The 26,199-nt window shown below is 33.6% G+C and carries 12 protein-coding genes and 1 other RNA gene; 7 read left to right on the forward strand and 6 right to left on the reverse strand.

The annotated features are described in order from the left end of the window. The 6 genes from ACXAG4_RS11820 to ACXAG4_RS11845 all read left to right on the forward strand — a co-directional run bounded on the left by ACXAG4_RS11820 (position 1) and on the right by ACXAG4_RS11845 (position 20,693). Positions 1 to 2,433: a PorP/SprF family type IX secretion system membrane protein gene (locus ACXAG4_RS11820; protein WP_475296284.1), complete on the forward strand. Its 2,433-nt coding sequence runs from the start codon at positions 1 to 3 to the stop codon at positions 2,431 to 2,433. Between the two features lie 285 nt (positions 2,434 to 2,718). Continuing rightward, on the forward strand, positions 2,719 to 15,834 hold the full coding sequence (locus ACXAG4_RS11825; protein WP_475296285.1) for a T9SS type B sorting domain-containing protein: 13,116 nt from the start codon (positions 2,719 to 2,721) through the stop codon (positions 15,832 to 15,834). A 17-nt stretch (positions 15,835 to 15,851) separates the two neighbouring features. After that, positions 15,852 to 16,829, forward strand: coding sequence for a PorP/SprF family type IX secretion system membrane protein (locus ACXAG4_RS11830; RefSeq protein WP_475296286.1), 978 nt, complete (start codon positions 15,852 to 15,854; stop codon positions 16,827 to 16,829). Positions 16,830 to 17,033: 204 nt separating this feature from the next. Further along, positions 17,034 to 19,100 carry a polyphosphate kinase 1 gene (gene ppk1, locus ACXAG4_RS11835; protein WP_475296287.1) on the forward strand — a complete coding sequence of 689 codons (2,067 nt, stop codon included), beginning with the start codon at positions 17,034 to 17,036 and terminating at the stop codon, positions 19,098 to 19,100. Position 19,101: 1 nt separating this feature from the next. Continuing rightward, on the forward strand, positions 19,102 to 20,007 hold the full coding sequence (locus ACXAG4_RS11840) for a Ppx/GppA phosphatase family protein (protein ID WP_475296288.1): 906 nt from the start codon (positions 19,102 to 19,104) through the stop codon (positions 20,005 to 20,007). 95 nt (positions 20,008 to 20,102) lie between these two features. Next, positions 20,103 to 20,693, forward strand: coding sequence for a porin family protein (locus tag ACXAG4_RS11845; protein ID WP_475296289.1), 591 nt, complete (start codon positions 20,103 to 20,105; stop codon positions 20,691 to 20,693). On the opposite strand, the gene ACXAG4_RS11850 is transcribed toward ACXAG4_RS11845, so the two are convergent. From ACXAG4_RS11850 to dnaX, 3 genes are read right to left on the reverse strand one after another with little or no spacing between them, the layout of a single operon-like run. Further along, positions 20,690 to 21,271, reverse strand: a complete 582-nt coding sequence (locus ACXAG4_RS11850) for a MiaE family protein (protein WP_475296290.1) — start codon at positions 21,269 to 21,271, stop codon at positions 20,690 to 20,692. The two genes, ACXAG4_RS11845 and ACXAG4_RS11850, sit on opposite strands and share 4 nt — an antisense overlap. Continuing rightward, positions 21,258 to 21,842: a hypothetical protein gene (locus ACXAG4_RS11855; RefSeq protein ID WP_475296291.1), complete on the reverse strand. Its 585-nt coding sequence runs from the start codon at positions 21,840 to 21,842 to the stop codon at positions 21,258 to 21,260. The genes ACXAG4_RS11850 and ACXAG4_RS11855 overlap by 14 nt, the downstream gene beginning before the upstream one ends. Further along, the gene (gene dnaX / locus ACXAG4_RS11860; protein ID WP_475296292.1) at positions 21,835 to 23,553 is read right to left on the reverse strand and encodes a DNA polymerase III subunit gamma/tau; all 1,719 of its coding nucleotides are present in this window, start codon (positions 23,551 to 23,553) and stop codon (positions 21,835 to 21,837) included. The genes ACXAG4_RS11855 and dnaX overlap by 8 nt, the downstream gene beginning before the upstream one ends. Positions 23,554 to 23,655: 102 nt before the next feature. Between dnaX and rnpB the strand changes: the two genes are divergently transcribed. Then, positions 23,656 to 24,006: RNase P RNA component class A (gene rnpB / locus ACXAG4_RS11865), an RNA gene on the forward strand. 33 nt (positions 24,007 to 24,039) lie between these two features. On the opposite strand, the gene rsmD is transcribed toward rnpB, so the two are convergent. The 3 genes from rsmD to ACXAG4_RS11880 are packed head-to-tail and all read right to left on the reverse strand — an operon-like array spanning position 24,040 to position 26,133. Beyond that, entirely contained in the window at positions 24,040 to 24,588 is a 549-nt protein-coding gene (gene rsmD / locus ACXAG4_RS11870; RefSeq protein WP_475296293.1) for a 16S rRNA (guanine(966)-N(2))-methyltransferase RsmD, read from the reverse strand. Next, complete coding sequence (locus ACXAG4_RS11875) at positions 24,588 to 25,412, reverse strand: DUF3822 family protein (protein ID WP_475296294.1); 825 nt, start codon at positions 25,410 to 25,412, stop codon at positions 24,588 to 24,590. The genes rsmD and ACXAG4_RS11875 overlap by 1 nt, the downstream gene beginning before the upstream one ends. Then, entirely contained in the window at positions 25,396 to 26,133 is a 738-nt protein-coding gene (locus ACXAG4_RS11880) for a hypothetical protein (RefSeq protein ID WP_475296295.1), read from the reverse strand. The genes ACXAG4_RS11875 and ACXAG4_RS11880 overlap by 17 nt, the downstream gene beginning before the upstream one ends. Positions 26,134 to 26,199: the final 66 nt, after the last annotated feature.

Raw genomic sequence — 26,199 nt, forward strand, 5'->3', positions numbered from 1 at the left:
ATGTTAAAAACGTTTCAATATATATTTTTGTTTTTATGCTTCGTGCAATTAATCCATGCTCAAGAAACTGAAAATGGTGTTGTAGCGTTAGATTTACCTGTTAGAAACTCACTAAAATTTAATAGATATGTTGTAAACCCAACATTTAGCTTTGTTCGTGAACAAAATAAATACATTAGTTTTAGTAACAAAAGGCAGTGGATACAATTTGAGAATCCGCCGCAAGCATATTTATTTAGTTTCTCAGGCAGAATAAAAGAAAATATAGGTGCAAGTATTGGGTTATTTCAGCAAGATTATGGTGTGCAAACTGTTTTTGGCGGAATTTTAAACTTTGCATACAATGCGGCCATAAATAGAGATAACAATTTAACGTTTGGTTTAAACATTGGTGCTTACCAAAGTGGTATTAATGAAGGTAAAGTTGTAACAAACACACCAGAACCGGTTTTAAATAATATTCCAAACAATTTATTATTAACTATAAATCCGGGTATAAATTATGGTACAGAGTTTTTTGACTTCGGGTTATCTATAAATAATTTAGTATCATACAATTTAAATTCATCTAAAATAATTGAAGACAATCCGCAACAAAGTCTGCAAGCACACGTAATGTACACTGGTTATATGGATACACGTGGCTTTTTTGACGAAAGTAAGTTTTCTACATTAATAACATCAGAATTCAAAAAAGAAGAAACTGTAATTTCAGGGTTGGCCATGTTAACTGTTCCTAAAGGTATTTGGGCTCAAGTTGGATATAATACTTTGTATGGCGCCTCAGCAGGTTTGGGGGTAAATATTACCGAACAAATTGCTTTAGAATATAATTTTGAAAAATCTATTGGCGATTTATCTGAATTTGGTACATCACATGAATTTTCAGTAGCATACAGATTTAAAAATAATAACAGATACGTTTACAGTGGTGATGATGAAGAATCTGCACTATTAGCACCAAAACGAAAAAAACAAACGGTAGCAAAACGTAAACCTTCCAAAAAGAAAAAGGAAAATAAGCCAAGTACTACCATAAAAAATAATGAAGCAAAAGACGTTGCCGAAAACACAAATAATGAAGAGGCAGAAGCTAAAGCACAAGAAGAAGCTGCACGATTAGAAGCCTTAGAAGCTGAAAAAGCTAAAGCAGAGGTAGCAGCTAGATTAAAGGCAGAACAAGAAAAACAGAAAGCTGAAGAGGAAGCTAGAGCAGAAACATTACGCAAACAACAAGAGGCAGAGGCTAAAGCACAAGAGGAAGCTGCACGTTTAGAAGCCTTAGAAGCGGAAAAAGCTAAAGCAGAAGAAGCGGCCAGATTAAAGGCAGAACAAGAAAAACAAAAAGCTGAAGAGGAAGCTAAAGCAGAAGCATTACGCAAACAACAAGAGGCAGAGGCTAAAGCACAAGAGGAAGCTGCACGTTTGGAAGCCTTAGAAGCGGAAAAAGCTAAAGCAGAGGAAGCAGCCAGATTAAAGGCAGAACAAGATAAACAGAAAGCTGAAGAAGAAGCAAGATTAAAAGCAGAGCAAGAAAAAACCGAAGATTTAAGTAATTTAGATGCAGAAACCGTTGCTGAAATTGAAAAATTAAATACTGTTTCAGATAATGCTGCACAATCTCAAGGTGCTTTAATTGATAAATTAACAGAAAAGGTTGCTGTTAAACAAGAAGATTTAAATGCACTTAAAAAAGAAAATGACTTAAGTGAACGTGGTATTGTTGTTGCGCCAAGACCTTTTAAAAGTATAGCTGCTGAAAATGCTGAAATTGAATCTATTAAAGATGAGTTAGACCAAATTATTGAAGAGCAACGCTTTAAAATTGAAGAATTAGAAGCTGTTTACATTAGCAGAAAACGTAAAGTAAAAGATGATAATGATCCTTTAAATGCTGCGTATTTAAAAGCTATAGAGCAATTGAAAGCAGAGCAATTAAAAACAATAAATGCAAAAGCAAATTTAGAAACTACATTAAAAGATATTAAACTAGCTACCGATGTTGAACGTAGACGCAGAATAAAACGCGCCGTTTATGATAATCAAAAAGATAGATTTGTAAAAGATAGTAATGCACTTTCTAATATTAAAAAATTCACAAATCCATCAATCGAACCTATAACGGTTTCAGATTTTGACTTCGGTGAAAAAGCAAATAACAATATTCAAATTGTTAAAAATGTGCCGTATGCAGAATCTGGATATTATATGGTTTTAGCGGTACACAGTAGTGAAGAAAAACGCGATGAGTTTTTAAGAAAAGCTGTTGCAGCTGGTCAAAAAGATATTAACTTCTTCTTTGATGTAAATACTAATAAATATTTCATTTATTATGATAGGTTTGATTCAATAGAGCAGGCTCAATATACACTTCAAAACGAGTCTAAAGAACCTTATGATGCTAATAGGTCTATAGTTAAAATTGAAAACTAATAAAAAAACATAATTTAAAGCACTACTTTCTTGTAGTGCTTTTCTGTTTTACATGTTAAGAAAACAGGTTTAAAGGTGTTAAAATTTCGATGAAATGCAAAAAAATACGCTTTTATGTTTTATTCTTAAGAAATTTTAACGATATTTACATCGATAAAAGACAACAATAACACCTTAATTGTAATTTTTTTATAGAATAATCTTACAGTTAATCATGTTTAGATTTTAATAAAAAATAGACATTTTCATTTTAACGCCCCTTAAAGTGGATTAAAACGCCAGCCCATGAAAAAAACTACTTATGTAAAAAGTATTGGCATCTTTGTAATTCTTATGCTGTTTTCTGCAAAAATATTTGCACAAAATTACCAGCCATTTACTCCAAGATTTAACCAAGATTTAAAAGGCGATATTGTTTTAATTGGTAACAATATTTTAGGGCCAGATAATAATGCGTTTAATAACAATTCTACATACAATCATAACGTTAACATGCGTTATATTGATATTGATGGAGACCCATCAACATTCAGTTCTTCAAGCGCAGACCTCGTGATTGATAATGCAGCTTGTTATAATATTATTCATGCAGGTTTATATTGGGGTGCAGTAAATAGAGGTAGTGCACCTATAAATCAAGTAAGATTAAAAGGTCCTACGGGAAATTATCAAGATATTACGGGTACTGTAGTTTATAATGCCGGTACATCATCAGTTGATGGAGGTGATAGTTATCCTTACGCATGTTATGCAGATGTTACTAATTTAGTTACAAGTTTAGGAACCAATTTAGGTACGTACACAGTTGCTAATGTTTCTTCTGCACAAGGAAGAACACGTAATTTTGGAAATAACACAGGGCATTCTGCTGGATGGTCTTTATTTATAGTTTATGAAGATCCAACGCTTACAGGAAAATCCATTACAAGTTTTGATGGGTTTAGCGCCATAAGTGTAGCAGGAGGAAACCCAACTTTAGATATTCCTGTTTCTGGTTTTAGAACTGTTCCTGCGCCAACACCTGTACGCGCAAATTTTGCCTTTGCAACTTTAGAGGGTGATAAACCAATTAGAGGTGATAGATTAAGACTTAATGGCTCTACATTATCAACAGTAGATAGAGGAGCTAATAACTTTTTTAATAGTTCAGTTACACAACTTAGTGCTACTCCTGTAAATAACAGGGTGCCTAATAGTACAAATACCTTAGGTTTTGATACAGGTATAATGGCTGTGCCTAACCCTAGTAACTCTGTAATAGCCAATGGTGCTACTTCGGCAACTGTTAGGTTAGAAACATCAGGTGATACTTATTTTCCGTATTTCTTCGCTTTAGCAGTAGATATTATTGAACCCAATATTGTTTTAACTAAAATTGTTGAAGATGATTCTGGAAATAACATTGGTGGGCAGGTTGTAAACTTAGGTGATGAACTTAACTACGTAATTGGATTTCAAAATACAGGAAATGATAATGCTACAAATTTAACTATTAGAGATGTTTTACCTGTAAATATTGTGTTTGACTATCCATCAGATATTGTTTCATTACCACCAGGTGTATCAGTTCAAAGTTATGATCCTGTAACTAGAGAAATAATTTTTCAGGTAGAAGATTATGTTGTTGAAGAATTTGATCCTGTTTCAGAAATTAGATTTAGAGTAAGTGTAGTTTCAAATTGTAGTCTTTTAAATGATGCGTGTTCAAATGTAGTTAATAATCAGGCTTACGCAACGTACGCTGGGACATTAAACCCTAATTTTACAATTTCTGATGACCCAAGTATTAATTCTAATACGGGTTGTTTATTAACCCCTGGAGCAACTACTTTTTTAGGCGATTTAAATTGTGAGTTTAGAGAAGAAGTTATTTTATGTGGTGATAATGTTGTTTTAACAGCAGGTGATGGTTATGATAATTACACATGGTCTACAAGTCCATCAGGAACGCCTGTTATAGGTAGAAGTCAATCAATTACAGTAACAGATGTTGGTACGTATTATGTATATAATGAAGCTGTAGCACCATGTCAATCTATTGATCAAATTTTTGACGTTATAACTTACGGAGCAGGTGTGCCAAATCCTGTAATACCGTTTGCAGACCAAGTTGTTACATGCCCAAATGATGGTAAAGAACTACCAAACTTCTTTTTATGTGGTGCAAATGATTTTAGAGATATTGAAACAGGTATTACAGATACCTCATCTATGATTTGGGAACGCTTAGATGAATCAAGCTGTTCTGCAGTAATAAATCAAAACTGTGCCAATGAAGATGCTGCTTGCTCTTGGATACAAGTAGCTACAGGGCCAGATTACGCAGTAGATACCGTAGGTCAATATAGATTAACATTAAATTATACAGGTGGTTGTTTTAATCAATATTATTTCAATGCCTATGAAAATATACTAGAACCAACAGTGAACTCAAGAGATATTATTTGTAATACGCCAGGTGAAATTGTTGTTGGCGGTATACCAAGTGGTTATGAGTTTAGTATTGATAATGTTAACTATCAATCAAGTAATACATTAAGCGTAAATACAGCAGGTATTTATACAGTATACATTAGGCAAGCAGGTGTTTCGCCAAATCCATGTATTTTTGAAGTACCTGATGTTCAAGTAAGAGAACGAAATTTTTCAGTGTCAACAACAGTTACACAGCCACTATGTCATGATGATTTAGGAAATGTAGTATTAGCAGCAAACGATGCTAGACCACAATATTTCTTTTCTATATACCAAGGTGCAACTTTAGTTAATAGTGTTGGCCCAATAACTGAAAATAATTACACATTTAGTAATTTAAATCCTGGTACTTACACTGTAAATGTTTCTACCGAAGATGGTTGTACACACACTGAAGATATTGAAATTATTCAGCCTCCATTATTAACAGCAACGGCAGCAATAACACAACCATTAACATGTACCAATGGCGAAATAACAATATATCCAAACGGAGGAACAGCACCTTATTTCTACTTTATAAATAGTACTACAGATTTTCAAACAGTACCAACAATTGATGTTGATACGGCTGGAACATTTAATATTACAGTTGTAGATTCTAACAATTGTACCGCTGAAGTTTCTATTGATATTGATGCAATATCGCCTCCTGAATTTACTATAAATACATCTGATATTTTATGTGCTGAAGATGTAAATGGCGGAAGCATAAATATAAATGTAACTAATGCCAATGGAAACACATTACGTTATAGTATTGATAATGGTTCAACGTATCAAAATTCACCAACATTTTCAGGTTTAGCCGCAGGTTCTTATGATGTAATGGTTGAATACACTTTTGGAAATGATGTTTGTGAAACCATATCACAAAACGCTACAATAAATGCTGTAAACGCTATAGATGGCATAGCAACACTAACAACTAATTATACTTGTACTACAGATGGTGTTATAACAGTTTCTGGTGTAGCAGGTGGTACAGCACCATATATGTATAGTTTAAATGGTGTAGTATACCAAACAGGCAATACTTTTAATGGATTAACTAACGGTAGCTATACAGTAACAATTAGAGACGCCAACAATTGTACTTTTGTTACATCACCAGTTAATATAGATCCTTTAGATCCTCCAACAGATTTAGACTTTAGTCATACAGCATTAAGTTGTCCTGCAAATACAAGTACAGTAACTTTAACAGCCACAGGAGGAACGCCTGCTTTAGAATACCAAATTACATCACCAGCAAGTGCAGCTACAGCATATCAATCTGGGAATTCATTCTCAGGTCTAGCTCCAGGTTCGTATACTTTTCAAGTTAGAGATGCTAATAACTGTGAGTATTCTGAAACATATATTATAGATCCGTTACCTCAGTTATCAGTTGTGGGTCAGGTTATTGAAAATATTAGTTGTTTTGGCGCAGCAGATGGTGAAGCGCAGTTTACAGTTTCAAATACTACATCATTTACATATACAGTTAACGGAGGAACTGCCGTAGCAGGAACTTCTCCAATAAATTTAACAGGATTAACAGCGGGTAATTACACTGTTGAAATTACTGATACTGTAACAAATTGTACAGCTTCAGATACCGTTACAATCAATGGACCAAGTGCTGCATTGTCAATGTCTTTAAGTACAGATCCGCTTACCTGTGTGTCTGGTGGTAGTGTAACTATAACAGCAACTGGTGGTTGGGGTAATTATTCGTATCAATTAGAGCAACCAAACAGCACTGTAGTTGGCCCACAAAATAACAATACATTTGCTAATTTAACACTAACAGGTACTTACACCGTTAGTGTTACCGATGCTAACAACTGTACAATTACAGATACGTTTAATCTAAACGCTCCAATAGGTCCAACTGCTACTATTGATACGAGTTCAGATTACTGTTATGACGCTAGTAATAGCGCAACTATTGTGGTTAATGCTTCAAGTGGAAACCCACCATACGAATACAGTGTTAATAGCGGACCTTATACGACTAATAATACGTTTAATAATTTAGCTCCTGGAAGCTATAATATTGTAGTAAGAGATGCTTTTGGTTGTGTGTTTGCATTACCAACACAGGTAATAGCTGATGAATTGGCTTTAAATGCAAATTTAATTAAAGGTTTAGATTGTTCTACAACACCTGATGCATCAATTTCTTTAGCTCCAATAGGCGGAACTGCACCATTTACATATGAAGTTAATTATAATGGTGGTGGTTTTACAGCTATTACAGGAACACCTTCACCGTATACAGCAACAGCAGCTGGTACTTATGAATTTAGAATTACAGATAATTTTGGTTGTGAAGCCACTTCTACAGTTACTGTTAACGCTATAAGTAATCCAACAGCAACTGAAACTATTGTGAATCCTACTTGTAGTGGAGATGCTAATGGATCGGTTCAAATTATTGCATCAGGAGGTGTTGGTCCTTATGAATATAGTTTTGATGGCAGTAGTTTTTCATCAACATCATTATATGATAATTTATTAGCAGGTACATATACGTATGAAGTTAGAGATGCTAACCAATGTATTGGCACAGGTTCTGTAACATTAACAGCTCCTTCAGCATTAACAACAACAGCTAGTGCTACATCATTTAGTTGTAATACTTCAAACGCACCACAATCAGCTACAATTACGGTAAGTGTTCCAACTACGGGAACAGCACCTTATCAGTACAGTTTTAATGGTTCAGGTTTTAATTCAAACAACACATATACTGTAAACGATAATGGAAGCACTCAAACTATTAACTATACAGTTAGAGATGCTCAAGGATGTACCTTTACAGATTCGGTTACTTTATCACCTTTAGATCCTCCAACAGCATTAACATTAACTGCAAGCGCTGTTACCTGTTCTGCAACAACTAGTAATGTTACTGCAGTAGCAACAGGAGGTTTAGGAACTTTAACTTATGAAATAATAGCGCCTACAGCTGCAGCAACATCAAATACTACAGGTAGTTTTACTGGCTTAGCTCCAGACACCTACGTGTTTAGAGTAACAGATGCTAGTGGTTGTTATTTTGAAGAATCATTAATTATAAATCCGGTAGTAAATATTGGTGTAATTGGTGTTTTAGATAGTGATGTAAGCTGTAATGGTGGAAATGACGGTGCATTAACATTTACTGTTTCCGATTTTTCTAGTACATATAGTTACACAATTAATAGTGGAACACCCATAACAGGTCAAACTGCTACAACAATACCTTTAACAGGTTTAACTGCAGGCACATACACTATTGATGTAACTGATGAAACTACAGATTGTACAGCTACAGCAACAATAACCGTTAGTGAGCCAACATCAACTTTATCATTTACAGCAACAGCTACTAATGTATTTTGTACAAATGATCAATCTCAAATTACTGTTACAGCAACAGGAGGAACTCCAAATTACAGATATGCAGCTGTAGTATCTGGTGCATCAGCACCTTCAGCGGGCGCCTATACATCAAGTAATGTAATTACTGTTGATACTAATTCAGCCACCGATTTAGTTTGGGATGTTTATGTAAGAGATATAAACGACTGTGAATTGATGCAGTCTGTAACAATAATTAATGATAATCCGCCAACTTTAGATCCAATACCACAACAATGTTATGATGGAAGTAGTTTTAATGTAACTCTATCAGGCACCGTATTTGTTGGTACAGCAGAATACAGTATGGGAAGCGGTTATCAAGCAAGCCCAACTTTTACAATAATAAGTGCAGGAACCTATACATTTAGTATTAGAGACGGAAATGGATGTACTGCTACTCAAACATTAGTAGTTGAGCCAAATTTATTAGCCAGTGCATTATTAACAAAAGATTTAACCTGTTCTGTTCCTGTTGATGCTACAATAGATGTAACTATCTCAGGAGGTACGGGTACTTACACTAACTATGAAGTATCAACCGATGGTGGTACAACTTACAATCCCGTAATTCCAGCACCAGCAGGCGCATCTTTTACTTACACAACAACAACTGCCGGTAACTATCAATTTAGAATTACAGATTCAAATTCATGTCAAATAACAACAAACAGTGTAACAGTTGGTGCTCCTGTAAATCCAAGTATAACAAACGTTACTCAAATAGCCGATGTATTATGTAGTGGTGAATCGACAGCATCTATAGATGTTGTTTATGATAACACACAAGGTATACCACCATTTACAATTAACGTGAATAATGATACTACAGGTACTAATTACGGTACACAAACCAGTGGTCTACCTGCGGGTACATATACAATTACATTAACTGATGGCAACGGATGTACAGATACAGATACAATAACAATTAGTGAGCCTAATCCAATATCAGTTTCACATACAGTAACTCCTATTACTTGTGGTGCAGGAGGTGTATCATTAGGAGAAATTGTAATTAATTCTGTTACAGGTGGCACACCTAATTATAGCTATCACGTAACAGGTGTTAACGGTTATGATGTTGAAAGAACAAACCAAACTGGAACAACTTCAGTTTTTGAAGTAGTAGATTTTGGTATATATGAAATAATAATTACTGATGCTAATGGGTGTACAGCTATTGTACAAAACATATTAGTTGCATCTCCGCCAGATGATTTAGATATTACTGTAACCTCTCCGCCAGCAGATTGCTCAACGGGTGGTGAAGCTACTGTTGGAATAGGAACAGCAACAACGGTAACAGGTACAGGGCCATTCTATTTTGCAATTTACACAGGGCCTGGAATGACTTGGGATGGTATTGTTGGAGGTTCTGCTACTTGGCAATTAGGAACAGGATCACCTGCATCAACTACATTTACAAATTTAATTCCTGGTGCCTCATATACATTTATAGTTTATGATGATGATACAAAATGTTATTATTTTGAACAATCAACTATTCCGGTACCAACTAATTCAACATTAACAACAAGCGCAGTTGCATCAAATAACGTTACTTGTACAGGTAGTGCAGATGGTAACGTCAGTTTTGAAATAAATAGTATTTATGGTACTGATACGCCAGTTAGCTATGAAATTTATGAAACACTTTCTTTAGCCACTACAGGTGTAACAGGTACAGGTCTTGTTCCTTCAAATGGTACATTAACAGTAAGTAATTTAGGGCCATTACCTTTTGGTGATTATATTGTAGTTATTACTGAAACTGGTACAGCAGAAAACGCTGGTTGTAGCGTGGTTACAACTAACTTCCAAATTACAGAGTCAGCTATTTTATTAGCTGTAACTGCCAATGCTACTAGAAATGAAAATTGTAATGAATTAGGAGTTATTAGTGTTACAGCGCAACACGGTACAGGACCATATGAATATCAAGCAGTAGCTACAGGTAGCGGTATACCAACTACTTGGGTAGGTACAAATTCATTTAATTTAGCAGCAGGAACTTACGATCTTTATGTTAGAGATGCTTACGGTTGTATACAGTTTGATACAGAAACAGTTATTAGAGATGCTGATCCAACATTAGACCCTATTCCTCAACAATGTTTTACAGGTTCTCCGTTAAGTATAACGCTTTCAGGTACAGTATCGGTAGGGCCAGCTTCATACAGTATGGGTGGTGCTTTTCAAAATAGTCCAACCTTTAGTATTACAACGCCAGGTACTTATACATTCACAATACAAGATGCTAATGGTTGTACTGCAACACAAAATTTAGTAGTTGAACCACAACTTCAATTATTAGCAGAATTAACAAAAGAATTAGATTGTACTACAACACCAGACGCAACCATTACGCTTACACCATCTGATGGTACAGGAACTTATACTACTTTTGAAGTAGATTACAATGGTGGTGGATTTGTAGCTATTGGAGGTTCGCCTTATACAGCTGTGGCTGCAGGAACATATCAATTTAGAGTTACAGATAGCCAAGGTTGTACCGCTTTATCAAATATAATAACTGTTGATGCAATAACTAATCCAACAGCTTCAGAAACACATATTGATGTAAGTTGTAATGGCGGAAGTGATGGTAGTATAACAGTTACGGCTTCCGGTGGTGTTGGTCCTTATGAATATAGTATTGATAATGGTGGTACTTATCAAACATCAAATACATTTTCTGGCTTAAATGTTGCTGGCAATACATACAACGTAATAGTAAGAGATAGTAAAAGTTGTACATCTAACGTTATTGCTGTAGATTTAATAGAACCATCAACAGTTACAGCAAGTTTAACGCTAACACAAGGCTTAACTTGTGGTACGTCAAATACAACACAAGCAGCTGTTTTAACTGCCACAGGTAATAATGGTACACCACCGTACATGTATAGTTTTAATGGTGGTACATTTACATCAACCAACACATTCACAACAAATACAGCTGGTTTAGTATCTGTTGTAGTTAGAGATGCTAATGGTTGTTTAAGTGTTGCGGCTACAGAAACTGTACCGGCTTTAGATCCGCCAACAGATTTATCATTCTCGTCAACGCCTATAACATGTTCTGCTACAACAAGTGATGTAACAGTAACAGCTACTAATGGTGTAGCGCCACTAAGTTTTGAAATTATTTCTCCTGCTAGTGCAACATCTAACACTACCGGTGCATCATCTGGTGTATTCACGGGATTAGCACCTGACGTTTATGTATTTAGAGTTACTGATGCTAATGGCTGTTATTATGATGAGTCGTTTACTGTTAATCCAGTTGAAAATATAGCTGTAATAGGAAATTTAGATACTAATGTTAGTTGTAATAGTGGAAATGACGGATCTGTTACATTTACAGTTTCAGGTTTTTCAGGTACTTACAGCTACACAATTAACGGAGGTACAGCAGTAACGGGTGTTTCTGGCACAACAATTCCTTTAACAGGTTTAGTTGCTAACACGTATACCATTGTTGTTACAGATGAGGTTACTGATTGTACTGCAACAACCAATGTTGTAGTTACAGAACCTACAGTGTTAAACCTTACTGAAACTTCAAACATTAATGCAAATTGTAATATTGATGCCCAAGTTGCTGTTGAAGCTACAGGAGGCACAGCACCATATACTTATGCATTTGTTCAAGACGGTGTTGCGCCAATAGCTACCGATTATACATCGAGTGATTCTAGAGTATTAGATCCAACAACAAATACAGATTGGGATGTATATGTTTTAGATGCTAATAATTGTATGTTCATGATAGATGTAGTTGTTGCTACAGATCCGTTACCATCGGTAACAGTGCCAACATTTGCTTCAAATCAATGTGATCCATCTGGTCCTTACTCGTATACGGTTACAAGTCCTACGGGAATTGCTCCTTTTGAATATAGCATTGATGGCGGATTGTCATATCAAACTAGTCCAACATTCTCTGTGAATACTGCAGGTACTTACACTGTAACAGTACGAGACGGAAATGGTTGTTCAATTGACATGCCAACAACTATTGAAATTTACAATGGTTTAAATATAACACCAACAGTTACAGCATTACCATCATGTAGCAATAATGATGGCGAAATAACAGTTACAGGTGCAGGTGGATCTGGTACATACTCATACAGTATAAGCCCGAGTACAGGTATTACTTTAACAGGTAATGTATTTTCTGGTGTACCATCAGGAACATATACCGTTACAATTACCGATCTTGTTACATCATGTACCACAAATGTAAATGTAGAATTAGAAGCTGCTACACCAGTAACGTTTACAACAACAGCTACTGATGTGTCTTGTGCTTCAGGAAGTGATGGTACAATTACAGTAAATTTAGATGCTACAAATGATAATCCAACATATTCATATGAAATTACAGCGCCAATTACAGTAGCGCCTCAAAGTTCAAATGTATTTACAGGTTTACCAGCAGATACTTATACGGTACAGGTCACATCAGGAAGAAACTGTGTTGCTACAGCAAATGTAATTATAAATGAACCCGCTATATTAACAGCATCAGGTACTGCAACAGATTATAGTTGTACAGCTTCAAATGTTGTAAATACGTCTACATTAACAATTACAGAAACAGGAGGTACTGCACCATACATGTATAGTATTGATGGTTCAAACTATTTCACATCAAATACATTTGATATTATTGATACCGGAAGTGTCCAAAATATAGATGTATATGTTAGAGATACTAATAATTGTATTGCTACAAATACAGTAACTATAAACCCGTTACCAACTTTAACAGCGGCTACAGTTACTGAAGCAACCCCAATAGACTGTAATAATACAGGAAGTGTAACAATTAATGTTACTGGTGGCTCTGGTAGTTTTGAGTATGTTATGTTACCAAGCGGAACACCTCAAGCATCAAATACATTTAGTATTTCAGCTCCAGGAGACTACTATTTTGAAGTACGTGATTTAACTACTAGTTGTACAATAACAACAGCAGCTTATACAGTTGCACCTTACAATACTATTGAAGCTACTGCAACAGCAACAGCATCTGTTACTTGTTTTGGTGATGTTAATGGTACTTTTGAATTAAATGTTACTAATTACACGGGGAACTACACGTATGAAGTTTTTGATAGCAATGATGTATCTGTAATTGCAGCAACTCCTGCAAATACATCAACAAATCCACTTTCTGTAACAGGACTAGCTGGTGGTAATTATTATGTAGAAGTAACAGAAACAGATAGCCCATTTTGTAGTACAACAACTAATGTGTTTACAATAAACTCCCCTGCAAGTACACTAACATTAGTAGCTTCAGAAGATGCTAATGTAACATGTGATAATGATAAAGGTGCCATTACAGCAGTAGCTAGTGGAGGCTGGGGAAGTTATGAATACGAATTAACAGGAACTGCTACAGTTGCATATTCATCAAACCCAACTTTTACAGGGCTTTCAGCTGGGGCTTATACTGTTAATGTTCGTGATGCCGGTGGGTGTATCGCTTCATTCAATATAACTTTAAATCCTCCAACTCCAATAAATGGTACTATTACAGCAACACCATCACCATTAGCGTGTTTTGGTGATGATAATTCAACAATTACAGTAAGTGGTGTAACTGGTGGGCAAGGAGCAAACTATTCATATACATTAAATACTATAGCGCCAACAGCAAGTAATTCTGGTCCGCAATCATCGCCAGTATTCACAAATTTAGCAGCTGGTACGTATAATGTAACAATAACTGATGGTTATAACTGTACGTTCACAACAACAGATGTTGTTATAGCACAACCACCAGTAATTGAAACTAGTTTAGTAAAAGCTACCTCGCAAACATGTACAACCAATGCTACTTTAACATTAAGTGCAAACGGAGGAACCGGTTCTTATGAGTATAGTGATACAGAAACCTTTGCAACTGTAATAGGTACGTTTACAAGCTCAGTAACTTTTGCGGTAACGCCTGGTGATTACATGTATTATGTAAGAGATGCTAATGGATGTATTTCATCAGTTTCAAACCAAATAACTATTGATCCGTTACCTCCTTTAACACTAGCGGTAGATGATACTAACGCAACCATTAATTGTGCAGGTGACACAACGGGTGTAATTGTGGCGGTAGCCGAAGGTGGTTTAGGTAATTACGTTTACACGTTACAAGATACTATGGGTAACGCTATACCAGCAACTCAAGATAGCCCAGGAGTATTTACCAACTTAGGTGTGGGAGATTACCAAGTACATGTTGATAGTGGCGATTGTTTATACACTTCTGCAACTGTTAGTATTACTGAACCAAGTTTACCTTTAGAAGTTAGTTTTGATGTTACAGATGTAACCTGTAATGGTGAAAACAATGGTATTTTAGAAATTATTGCAACGGGTGGTACAGGTATTATTAAATATGCTATTTCACCACAATTGAATCAATTTTTTGATGAGCCAATTTTTGAAAACTTAGCCCCAGGAAATTACCAAGCAATTGTACAAGATGAATTAGGTTGTTTCGTGTTATTTGATTATGTAATTAATGAGCCTGCTCCAGTTTTAATTTCAATAGTACCAAACTCTTTATCTCCTGAGGTTTGTGAAGGCGATATGGATGGTGAGTTTAGTATAGACATTTCTGGTGGTACCTTGCCGTATAGTGTAGCTTTAGATGATATTAACGGAACATATACCACAGGAAGCGCAACACAAACACGATTTGATTTTACAAATTTAGAAGGCGGAGACCATATAGTTTACATTACTGATGCCGAAGGCTGCCAATCTGAATGGAATATAGCGTTCCCAGAATCTGTAGCATTAAATCCTGAAGCAACTGTTGCATATTGTACTGATATTGCTGATGCTACAAGCAATACTGTAACCATAACAATTGATGAAAGTGTTGATGCTAATGAGGTTGATTACTCACTTGACGGTGTAAACTTCCAAACTAATAACGTATTTGTTGATGTTGCTCCAGGAACAAATCAATCTATTACTGTTAGGCATTCAAACGGTTGTGAGCAACTTGTTTTCTTTGATGTTAATGACTATGATCCTTTAGAAATAGCTTTATCTGATGGTGAAATTAACGAAATCATTGCCCAAGCAAGTGGTGGTGCTGGAAACTATGAATACGCTGTTAGACGTGTAAATGAGGTAGATTATGAACCTTTTCAAAACACAGGCTCATTTGTAATTTATGAATCTGGAGAATACACTGTAACTGTTACAGATAGTAACGGGTGTGTTGCAACAGCTACTAGGTATTTTGAATACATTGATATTTGTGTACCAAACTACTTTGTGCCAGCAAATGGTGGTTGGGGTCCTGGTTGTGTTACACAATACAAAAACTTAACCTTTGATATTTTTGATAGATACGGACGTAAAATAGCTACTTTAAATGTAGATGACACATGGGATGGTACTTACAATGGTAAAGAATTACCAACAGGAGATTATTGGTACTTAGTTAAGCTAAATGATCCTAGAGACGATAGAACTTTTGTAGGCAACTTTACATTATATAGATAGTTTTAAAAACAAAAAACATGCAAAAATTATTTACATATCTGTGCTTTTTACTAGTAACGTTTACTTATGCGCAGGAGCTTAATTTACCAGTATTTACCCAATATTTGGCAGATAACAACTTTGTGGTTTCGCCAACCTATGCCGGTATTGGTGATAATGTAAAGCTTAGAGCTAATGGTTTAACACAATGGGTTGGTATTAAAAATGCCCCAGACAACCAATCGTTTTATGGAGATGTTAGAATAGCCGATAGGTCTGGTGTTGGTTTATCTTTGTATAACGATAGAAATGGTAACACTATACAAACTGGTGCTAAATTTTCGTTTGCTCACCATTTAGTACTAGATTATTATGCAAAAATGTACTTGTCTTTAGGTATTTCATATAACATTAATAATTTTAGAATTGATATTAACAACTTTAATACAAGTTATGAAAACCCAACAATAGACCCTTTTGTTACTGATGATAGAAGAACAACCAACCATAACTTTGACGTTGGAGCATTATTTAGGCATAAAGGCATGTTTGTAAGTTTAAATGTGAATAATATTTTAGAGAAAAAACTTGAAGAATCTGAAAGAGTTTTTGAGCCTAACTTACTTTTAAATTATCAAATATATGCGGGTTACACCATTCCTGGGCCAAAAAAGAGTGGTTTAGAGTTTGAGCCTTCTATTTTCTATCAAATGTTTACAAGTGATAAACGTTCGGCTACCGATGTGAATTTTAAAGTTAGAAAATATAACCGTAAAGAAGATTATATTTGGGGTGGTATTAGTTACCGTTTTTTAAACGATCAGTTTTTTAAGCCACTAAATGTGGGTCCAATGGTTGGGTTTAAAAAATCTATGTTTTACTTTGGTTATGCTTACCAGGTTACTACTAATGATTTATCGGCTTATAATTCTGGAACACACGTTGTTACAATTGGTATAGACTTTTTACAGGGTATAAGCAATTGCCCTTGTACGCAAGACCCTGTACACCACTAGTAAGCGCGTTAGGGATAGCAGCGGAAAGCCCACAGCGGTAGCGAGGACTTGCAGCGTATAGCCCGCCAGCACCATAGGTGGTGGAACGCCAAAATTTTTGTAGTATATTTAAAGGAAATTTAAAGCTAGAGTCTTTATTTTTTATAGTTAAATAGAATATATTTGTTTGCTGTTACATCCTTAAATATATAATTCTGCAAAAATATGATAGCTACCGAAACCGAAAATAACTTATATATAAACCGTGAGATAAGTTGGTTGCAATTTAATGCAAGAGTACTTCAAGAAGCTTCAGATGAGCGTGTACCTCTTATTGAACGTTTAAGGTTTTTAGGTATTTTTTCTAATAATTTAGATGAATTTTTTAAAGTACGTTATGCTACCGTTAAGCGTATTGTTGAGGTTGGTAAAGATGGTAAAAACCAACTTGGTGGTATTAAAGCCAAAGAATTGCTTGAAATTATAACCCAAATTGTAATTAAACAACAAGCAGAAAGTATAAAGGTTTTAAATGATATTGATGCCAAATTAAAAGAAGAAAATATTTATGTTATTGATGAAACGCAAGTTGATAGCCAGCAACATGAATATATTAAAAAATATTACTACCAAAATGTAAGTTCTGCTTTAGTTACCATTATTTTAAATGATTTGGTTCAAATACCAAATTTAAAAGACAGTGCTGCTTATTTAGCTGTTAAAATGGAAATGAATGATGATACTAAGCAGTTTGCACTTATTGAAATACCAAAATCTGTTAAGCGTTTTATTGAGTTACCAAATCAAAATGGGCATAGTTATATTATAATGTATGATGATTTGTTAAGGTATTGCTTAAGTGATATTTTTAGCATTTTTGATTACAAAACCATATCGGCTCACATGATTAAAATTACACGCGATGCTGAGCTTGATTTTGATAGTGATTTAAGTAAGAGTTTTATTGAAAAAATATCAGATAGCGTTAAACACCGCGAAATTGGTGATCCTGTGCGTTTTGTTTTTGATAAAACTATTGATGATGACACGTTGCACTACCTTATGGAAAAAATGAATATTGAAAATACAGATAGTATTATTCCAGGAGGCCGTTATCATAATAAAAGAGACTACATGGGATTTCCTAGTTTAGGAAGAACCGATTTGTTATATGATAAAATTGAAGCTTTGCCCATAAAAGGTTTAAGTTTAGAAAGCAGTAGCATTTTTGAGGCTATTGCTAAAAAAGATTATTTACAACACGCACCATACCAAACGTTTTCATATATTATTAAGTTTTTACGAGAAGCCTCTTTAGATCCTAAAGTAAAAACTATAAAAATTACCATTTACAGGTTAGCACAAATATCGCACGTTGCAAGTGCCTTAATTAATGCTGCCATTAATGGCAAAACGGTTACGGTTTCCATTGAGCTAAGAGCTCGTTTTGATGAAAAAGCCAATATTAAATACGCCGAACAAATGAAACGCGAAGGCGTAAATTTAATTTTTGGAGTGCCTGGTTTAAAAGTACACAGTAAAATGTGTGTTATTGAGCGTGAAGAAGGCAAAAAAATAAAACGTTACGGATTTATTAGTACAGGAAACTTTAATGAATCTACAGCAAAAATCTACACAGATTACACATTATTTACTGCCAACCAAGGCATATTAAAAGATGTGAATAAAATATTTAATTTCTTTGATGCTAACTATAAAATATTCTCATATAAGCATTTATTGGTATCACCACATTACACACAAAAAAGCATTTTTAAATTAATTGATAAAGAAATTGAAAAAAGTAAAAATGGTAAAGGTGGTTACATTAGGTTAAAAATGAATAGCGTATCAAGCTATGAAATGGTAGATAAATTATATGAAGCCAGTAACCATGGCGTTAAAATTGATATGATTGTGCGTGGTATTTGTTGTTTAATACCTGGCGTTGCGGGTATGAGTGAAAATATTAACGTAATTAGTGTAGTTGATAAATTTTTAGAACACCCAAGAGTTTATATTTTTGGTAAAGAAGAAGATACTAAAGTTTACATATCTTCAGCAGATTGGATGACAAGAAATATTGTGAATAGAGTAGAGGTAAGTTGTCCTGTTTATGATGAAGATACTAAACAAGAAATTATTGATACCTTTAATATTTGCTGGAGTGATAATGTAAAGGCTAGATTAATTAATACGCCTAATGAAAATGAATACAGAAAAAATGATAATCCAGAAGTACGCTCACAAATAGCAATTTACGATTATTATTTAGAGAAGCTTAAAAACTAATATGCTTACAATTAAAAAATATGCAGCCATAGATATAGGTTCTAACGCTGTAAGACTACTAATTTCAAACATAATAGAAGAAACCGGCAAACCAGTTAAGTTTAAAAAAAACTCATTGGTAAGGGTGCCAATACGCTTGGGTGCCGATGTGTTTATAAACAAAAAAATTTCCGATGAAAATAAAGAGCGCATGGTTGATACCATGTTAGCTTTTAAATTGCTTATGAAATCTCATAAGGTTGAAAAATACAAAGCCTGCGCAACATCGGCCATGAGAGAATCTAAAAACGGAAAAGCCGTTGTAGAACTCATAAAAAAGAATGCAGGCATTAATATAGATTTAATTAACGGTGAAGTTGAAGCTGAAATTATCGCAGCAACAGATTTAAATAAATTTATAGACCCCAATAAAACTTATTTATACGTTGATGTTGGTGGTGGAAGTACAGAGTTTAGTGTTATTTGTAATGGCGAAAAAAAAGCCTCAAAATCATTTAAAATAGGTACAGTACGTATTTTAAATGACATGGTGAAAAATAATGCTTGGGAAAAACTTGAAAAATGGATTGGCAAACATACAGCCGGTTATGATAAAGTGTATGTTTTAGGTTCTGGTGGTAATATTAATAAAATATTTAAAGTATCAGGTAAAGCAATAGGAAAGCCTTTAACGTACTTTTATTTAACTAATTATTATAAGTTACTACAAAGCTATACCTATGAAGAACGTATTACAGAGCTTGAACTTAACCAAGACAGAGCCGATGTTATTATTCCAGCAATGAAAATTTATTTATCTGCCATGAAATGGAGTAAATCTAAACATATTTATGTACCAAAAATAGGATTAGCTGATGGTATTATAAAAAGCATATACTATGATACCGTTTCAAGTAATACACAGTAAAATTATGCACTTTAGCCTGTAAAATATTGCTTTTTAATATTATAGCATATATTCGTATTAATATAATTACAACTACAAGCCCAAATTTATTACTTATGAAAAAAACAGTACTTTTTACCTTACTTCTTGTTTTTTCAGTATATGGTTATTCTCAAGAAAAAACACAAGACACAACAAAAGTAGTTGCTGCAAAAAAACAAGATAATTACGTTTATAAAGGCGCTAAATACGGTATTAGAGGTGGATATAACATTTCAAATTTAGATTTTGAAGATACACCACCAATGATTAACAAACACCGCAATAGTGTTTATTTTGGTTTTTTTGCTCAAATAGGTTTTTCAAAAAGCATTGCTTTAGCACCTGAGTTACAATTTTCTGCAGAGGGTGCTAATGATGAAAAAATTCATTTAGATTATATACAAGCGCCAATACTTTTAAAAGTAAGGTTAAGCGAAAAGTTTCATATTGGTGCGGGTCCGCAAGTGGGTTTAAAAGTACATAAAGAAGATGATGGTGTAAACAACTTTGCATACTCTGCTGTTGGTGCTGTAGAATATAAAATCAACTATGCATTATTTGCTGATGTAAGATACACTTACGGTATTAGAAATGTTTTTGAAGATGCCACAGGGTTATCAGCTAAAAACACTAACATTCAAATAGGTGTAGGTTATAAGTTTTAGCCGTGTACGGTTTCGTTTTTTCCTAAATCAGACATAATTTTTGCTTCAAACTCTAAAAGTTGTTGCCATTTGGTGTCAACTTCTTTTTTATCACCATATTTTCTGGCAAAGCCTAAAAACATGGTGTAATGGTTTGCTTCACTTACCATTAAATTTCTATAAAAAGTAGCTAATTCTTGGTCTTTTAATTCTTCAGATAATAACCTGAAACGTTCACAACTTCTAGCTTCAATTAAAGCAGCATAAAGCAACCTGTGCACTAGTTGTGTTGTACGGCTTCCTCCTTTTGGAAAAAATTTCATTAATTGAATTACGTATTCATCTTTTCGGTCTCTACCTAAAGTCCAGCCACGTTCTAAAATTTTATCATGTACCATTTTAAAATGGCTAATTTCTTCTTTAACCAAAGCAACCATTTCTTGAACAAGTTCAGTATATTCAGGAAAACTAACAATTAATGAAATAGCAGTACTGGTTGCTTTTTGTTCGCAAAAGGCATGGTCTGTAAGTATTTCTTCAATATTTTTTTCAACAATATTTACCCATCTTGGGTCTGTTGGTAACTTAAGTCCTAGCATAGGTATTTAAATTTTCTGTTGTAAAATGGCCATTTTCATCAATTATAATATCAAATGATATACAATCTGTACTTTTTGGTTTGTATAATGAAGCCGTTAACACAAGTTTATTAAATTTTAAAGTTGCTTCTTGGTTTATAGTTATGGTATTACCTACAAATTGACTTCCATTAATTAGATTTGGAAGGTTATTGACAATAAAATCTGTATCAATTTTTTTATTGAAGATAATGGCGTTGTTTTTTGTTACCAGAACATCAGATTCTATACATCTAAAATGCGCTGTATTAATAACCGAATTATTTTTAACAACTTCAGTTATCGCTTTTTCCATGTTGGTATAAGTTTTTATACTAACGTTATAGCCATTGCTTAAAATGGAATCTTGCACAACCTCATTATAGTGTTTTGGTGCAAAACTTTCAATTTCAATAGGTTTAGAAGTTTTATTGAAATCTGTAATAGCATCTTTCAATAAATCGGTTTTATGCTTTCGGCCATCACAACTTGATAGCATTATAAAAACTCCTAAAAATAAGAGCAATGTTATGTTTATAATTTTTTTAAACATCTAGATTAAAAGTTTTTCTTAGTAACTCAATATTAGGGTTTTTTTCTTTTAATTTTTCAAACTTTTCTAGCGTTGTATAAGCATATTGTTTTTCTTTAATTTCATTAACAGAAATAGATAATTCAATATCAAAATTTTTTAAAGATTGCCTAATAAATGCTAATAAATCGTATTGATTACGCTCAATTTCAACTTTATTTGTTGCATTTGGATATTCTAAATACGCGGTTGTTCCTTTAACTCTAGGCGTATCAATGGAAAGAATTGATGCCAAATTACGTTTTCCTTGCTCTAAAAGTTTTTCAATATATGTGTGCCATACTTTAAGAAAGGCTTCTTCTGTAAATGGTTCTTTTGGTAAATTTTCTTCATCAACAACAACATTCATTTGCTTAATTTGGTGCTCTTTTTTCGCTTTTAAACTACTTAAAGATAGACCAGAAGTTCGCTTATTAGATTGTTTTAAAACAATTTTTTGAGGTTGCGTTTTTTTAAAATCATTACCTGTTTTGTTGGCTTTTAAATCTGTTTTTTCAGATTCAGTTTCTGGTGTTGCCTTAGGTTTCTTTTCTGGCACAGAAACTTTTACAGGTTTAATACCTTTACTTTTAAAGTAAGCTGCCGGAATTATGTAATGTTTGCTATTTTTTTTTTCTCCATCAAAAGTGATAGAGGCAAGTTGCATAAGGCAAAGTTCAACCAGCAATCGCTGATTTTTACTGGTTTTATACTTGAGGTCGCATTCATTAGCCAAATGAATACCTTGAATTAAAAACTCCCTATTGGCTTTTCTAGATTGTTGTAAATACTTTTGTTTGGTTTGTTCTCCAACTTCAAGTAAAGCTATGGTATTTTCGGTTTTACTAACCAATAAATCTCTAAAATGAGAAGCTAAACCTGCAATGTAATGGTGTCCATCAAAACCTTTAGACAGTGTTTCATTGAATTGTAGTAAAAGCTCTGGTATTTTATTATCTAAAATAAGATTGGTGCTTTCAAAATACGTTTCGTAATCTAAAACATTTAAATTTTCGGTTACGGCTTGTCTGGTAAGGTTTTTTCCAGAGAAACTTACCACACGATCAAAAATTGAAAGCGCATCGCGCATAGCGCCATCAGCCTTTTGCGCTATAATGTGCAATGCATCATCTTCGGCAGTAATGCCTTGTTCTTCAGCAATATATTTTAAATATTCTTTTGCATCGGTTACTGTTATGCGTTTAAAGTCAAATATTTGACAACGCGATAAAATAGTGGGTATTATTTTATGTTTTTCAGTAGTTGCTAAAATAAAAATACAGTGTTTAGGTGGTTCTTCTAAAGTTTTTAAAAACGCATTAAAAGCAGCCTGTGAGAGCATATGAACCTCATCAATAATATACACCTTGTATTTACCAACTTGTGGCGGAATTCTAACCTGATCGGTTAAATTTCTAATATCATCAACAGAGTTGTTTGATGCGGCATCTAATTCAAAAATATTAAATGCGAAATCTTCATCTGTATCAACACCATCACTATTAATCATTTTGGCTAAAATACGTGCGCAAGTAGTTTTACCAACACCACGCGGCCCTGTAAAAAGAAGCGCTTGGGCTAAATGGTTGTTGTTTATGGCATTTAATAATGTATTTGTAATAGCCTTTTGCCCAACAACGTCTTTAAACGTTTGGGGTCTGTATTTTCTGGCTGATACTACAAAATGTTCCATTAAAAATTATTAGAATAACAAATTTAAAAATTCAGTTATTAATTATAAAGTTTGAAGGTGATTTTTAAAAGGAGTTATTAACAATTTGTTTACTTTTGCGGCAAAGTAGACCGCCTTATCGCTTTTTAACGTTGAACTTGTTTCAGCGTAAAAGAGAGGAAAGTCCGAACACCGTAGTGCAATATAGTGGTTAATGGCCACCAGTTGTAAAGCTAGGAAAAGTGCAACAGAAAGTATGTACAGGTAATGCTGTAGTGAAATCAGGTAAACTCTATATGGTGCAATGCCATGTATACCAACGTTTAAGGGTTGCACGCCCAATGTTGGAGGGTAGGCAGCTAAAGTGTACTGGCAACAGTACATTAAGATAAATGATAAGGGTGTTTTTTATTGTGAATGGTTTCATTCTCAATTTTAAGCATACAGAATTCGGCTTATAGGTTTACTTTAAAATAAACAAACCCTTCGTATTGAAGGGTTTTGCTTTTATTTATTTTCTATAATTTCAAAAAAACTAAATACGTTACCACCATAACTTTTGGAGTAACTGAAGTGTTTTAATTCAGATAAGTTAGTGTGTTTTGAGTGTTCTACTATTAAAACACCACCTTCTTCTAATACATTATTTTGAAAAACTAACTGCGGAATGGTTTCAAAAAGCTCCGTAGAAAAATCATAAGGCGGGTCTGCAAAAATAACATCATATTTTAAGGTGTTATTTTCTAAAAATTTAAACACATCACTTTTTATAGTTTCAATAGGCATTTCAAAAGCTGTAGCCGTTTCATTTATAAACTTTATACAGTTGTAATTTTGGTCTACGCTTGTAATATTTTCAGTGCCACGAGATGCAAATTCATAACTTATGTTGCCTGTGCCCGCAAATAAATCTAGCACATTTATGTCATCAAAATAGTATAAATTGTTTAAAATGTTGAATAGTGATTCTTTGGCCATATCTGTAGTTGGGCGCACCGGTAAATTTTTGGGAGCTACTATTTTTCGTCGTTTGTATGTACCTGATATTATTCGCATTAAAAACTCTTAATTAAAGTGAAAAATGAATGTTTATGTTTTGGTTTTTCGGTGAAATTATAATTAGCAATGCTATTGCCAAAAGAAACATTTCTTACGTATTTGTATGTTATTTTGTAAAACTCATCGGCATCATCTATATCACCAACAAATACTAAATTAAAAACCTCTGGATTTAATTCTAATTGTTCTGCAGTAAACAATATATAGTAAATAAAATCTTGTTTTGTAATGTATTCAAAAGTGTTATAAAAAACAAGTTTGTTATTATTTACAATTACAAGTTCAAAATTATTTGTGTTTACATTAACATAAACTTTGGGTTCTTTATTGTCTTTTTCCGTTTCTAATATATTTTCAATTAGTACTGTTGAGATATGTTTAAATGTAAATGCGCCAAATTTGTCATAAATATAATTGTTTATGTTAACGTAGGGTACATAAACGCTTATTGCTTCAGTGTTATTTATTTCATCAAAAGAAATAAAATCTGTTTGTAATATTTTAGCGTTAAACTTTAAATAATCAGCCAAAGCATCTTCATTAAAAACATGTTTTGGTACGAGAGTGGATAGCTCGTTTTCGTGAATTACCGTTACATTATTAAAAGTATCTTCTTGCAAGCTTTTTTCTGTTTTAAAAAGCGTTTCTACCTGCTCTAAAAGTTTAATAGGGTTTAGTTTTTTACTAAAGTCTATTTTTTTTAATGCAGTAATAGTGTTTGTGTCTTGATTTAAAACACAAAAAGAAAGTCCATTCAAACTAATTTGAATGGACAGTTTCTTGTTAGTTAGTTTATGTACTGTATTACTCGTTAGAGCCATAAGTTTTAGGCCAGTTTCCTATAGTTTTAACTTCTTCCATAGAACCTACTTTTAGAGCGTTACCATTAACACCATCAACTGATATTACTTGGTTTTCTTGCACTAAAAGGTCTTTGTTTTGGTCAAATAAAATAACGTCTTTTTTAACTGAAGCTTCAAAAACAGGAATGTTTAAATTGTTTTGCTCAATAAAACCTGCATCCATTTTAAATTTAGCTCCAGGTTCTCCAACAGGTACATTCATCATTGATTTGTATCTGTCAGAATTTTTGAATAATGAATCTTTAACAGATGCATATCCTAAGGTATCAATAATTACAATGTCTTTAAACATATCAACACCGTAACGTTTTGTTTGTTCAACATCTAAAACACTAGAATCTCTTCGTTGTGTAATTGTAAATTTAGCAGTATCTAAAAACTTAACTAAACCATCAAAATCTTTTGAGAATTTTCCGGTAACTGTTTTGTGTGCTAATTGTGAGTCTCTAATATCAATTAAGCTTTTAATTACTTTAGCGTAACGTTTTTGCTTTGTTTTATTAAATTGAATTGGCTCGTATATAGACATGTAAGTTTGGTAGCCCAAAAATCCTATTAATACCCAAAGGATGATGGTTAAAAAAGGTTTAGCTTTTGTTGGTACAAATTTGTCTATTAATTTTACTAATACTATGGTTAGAAGTATAACACCAACTGCAATAAGAATAAATTTTAGCATTGTTATTTTTAATTATTAAGTTATCAAAGGTCTTTCGCAAATCTACAATTTTTTTTTATTCGTTAA

The sequence above is a fragment of the Seonamhaeicola sp. ABD4_175 genome (assembly GCF_056160885.1).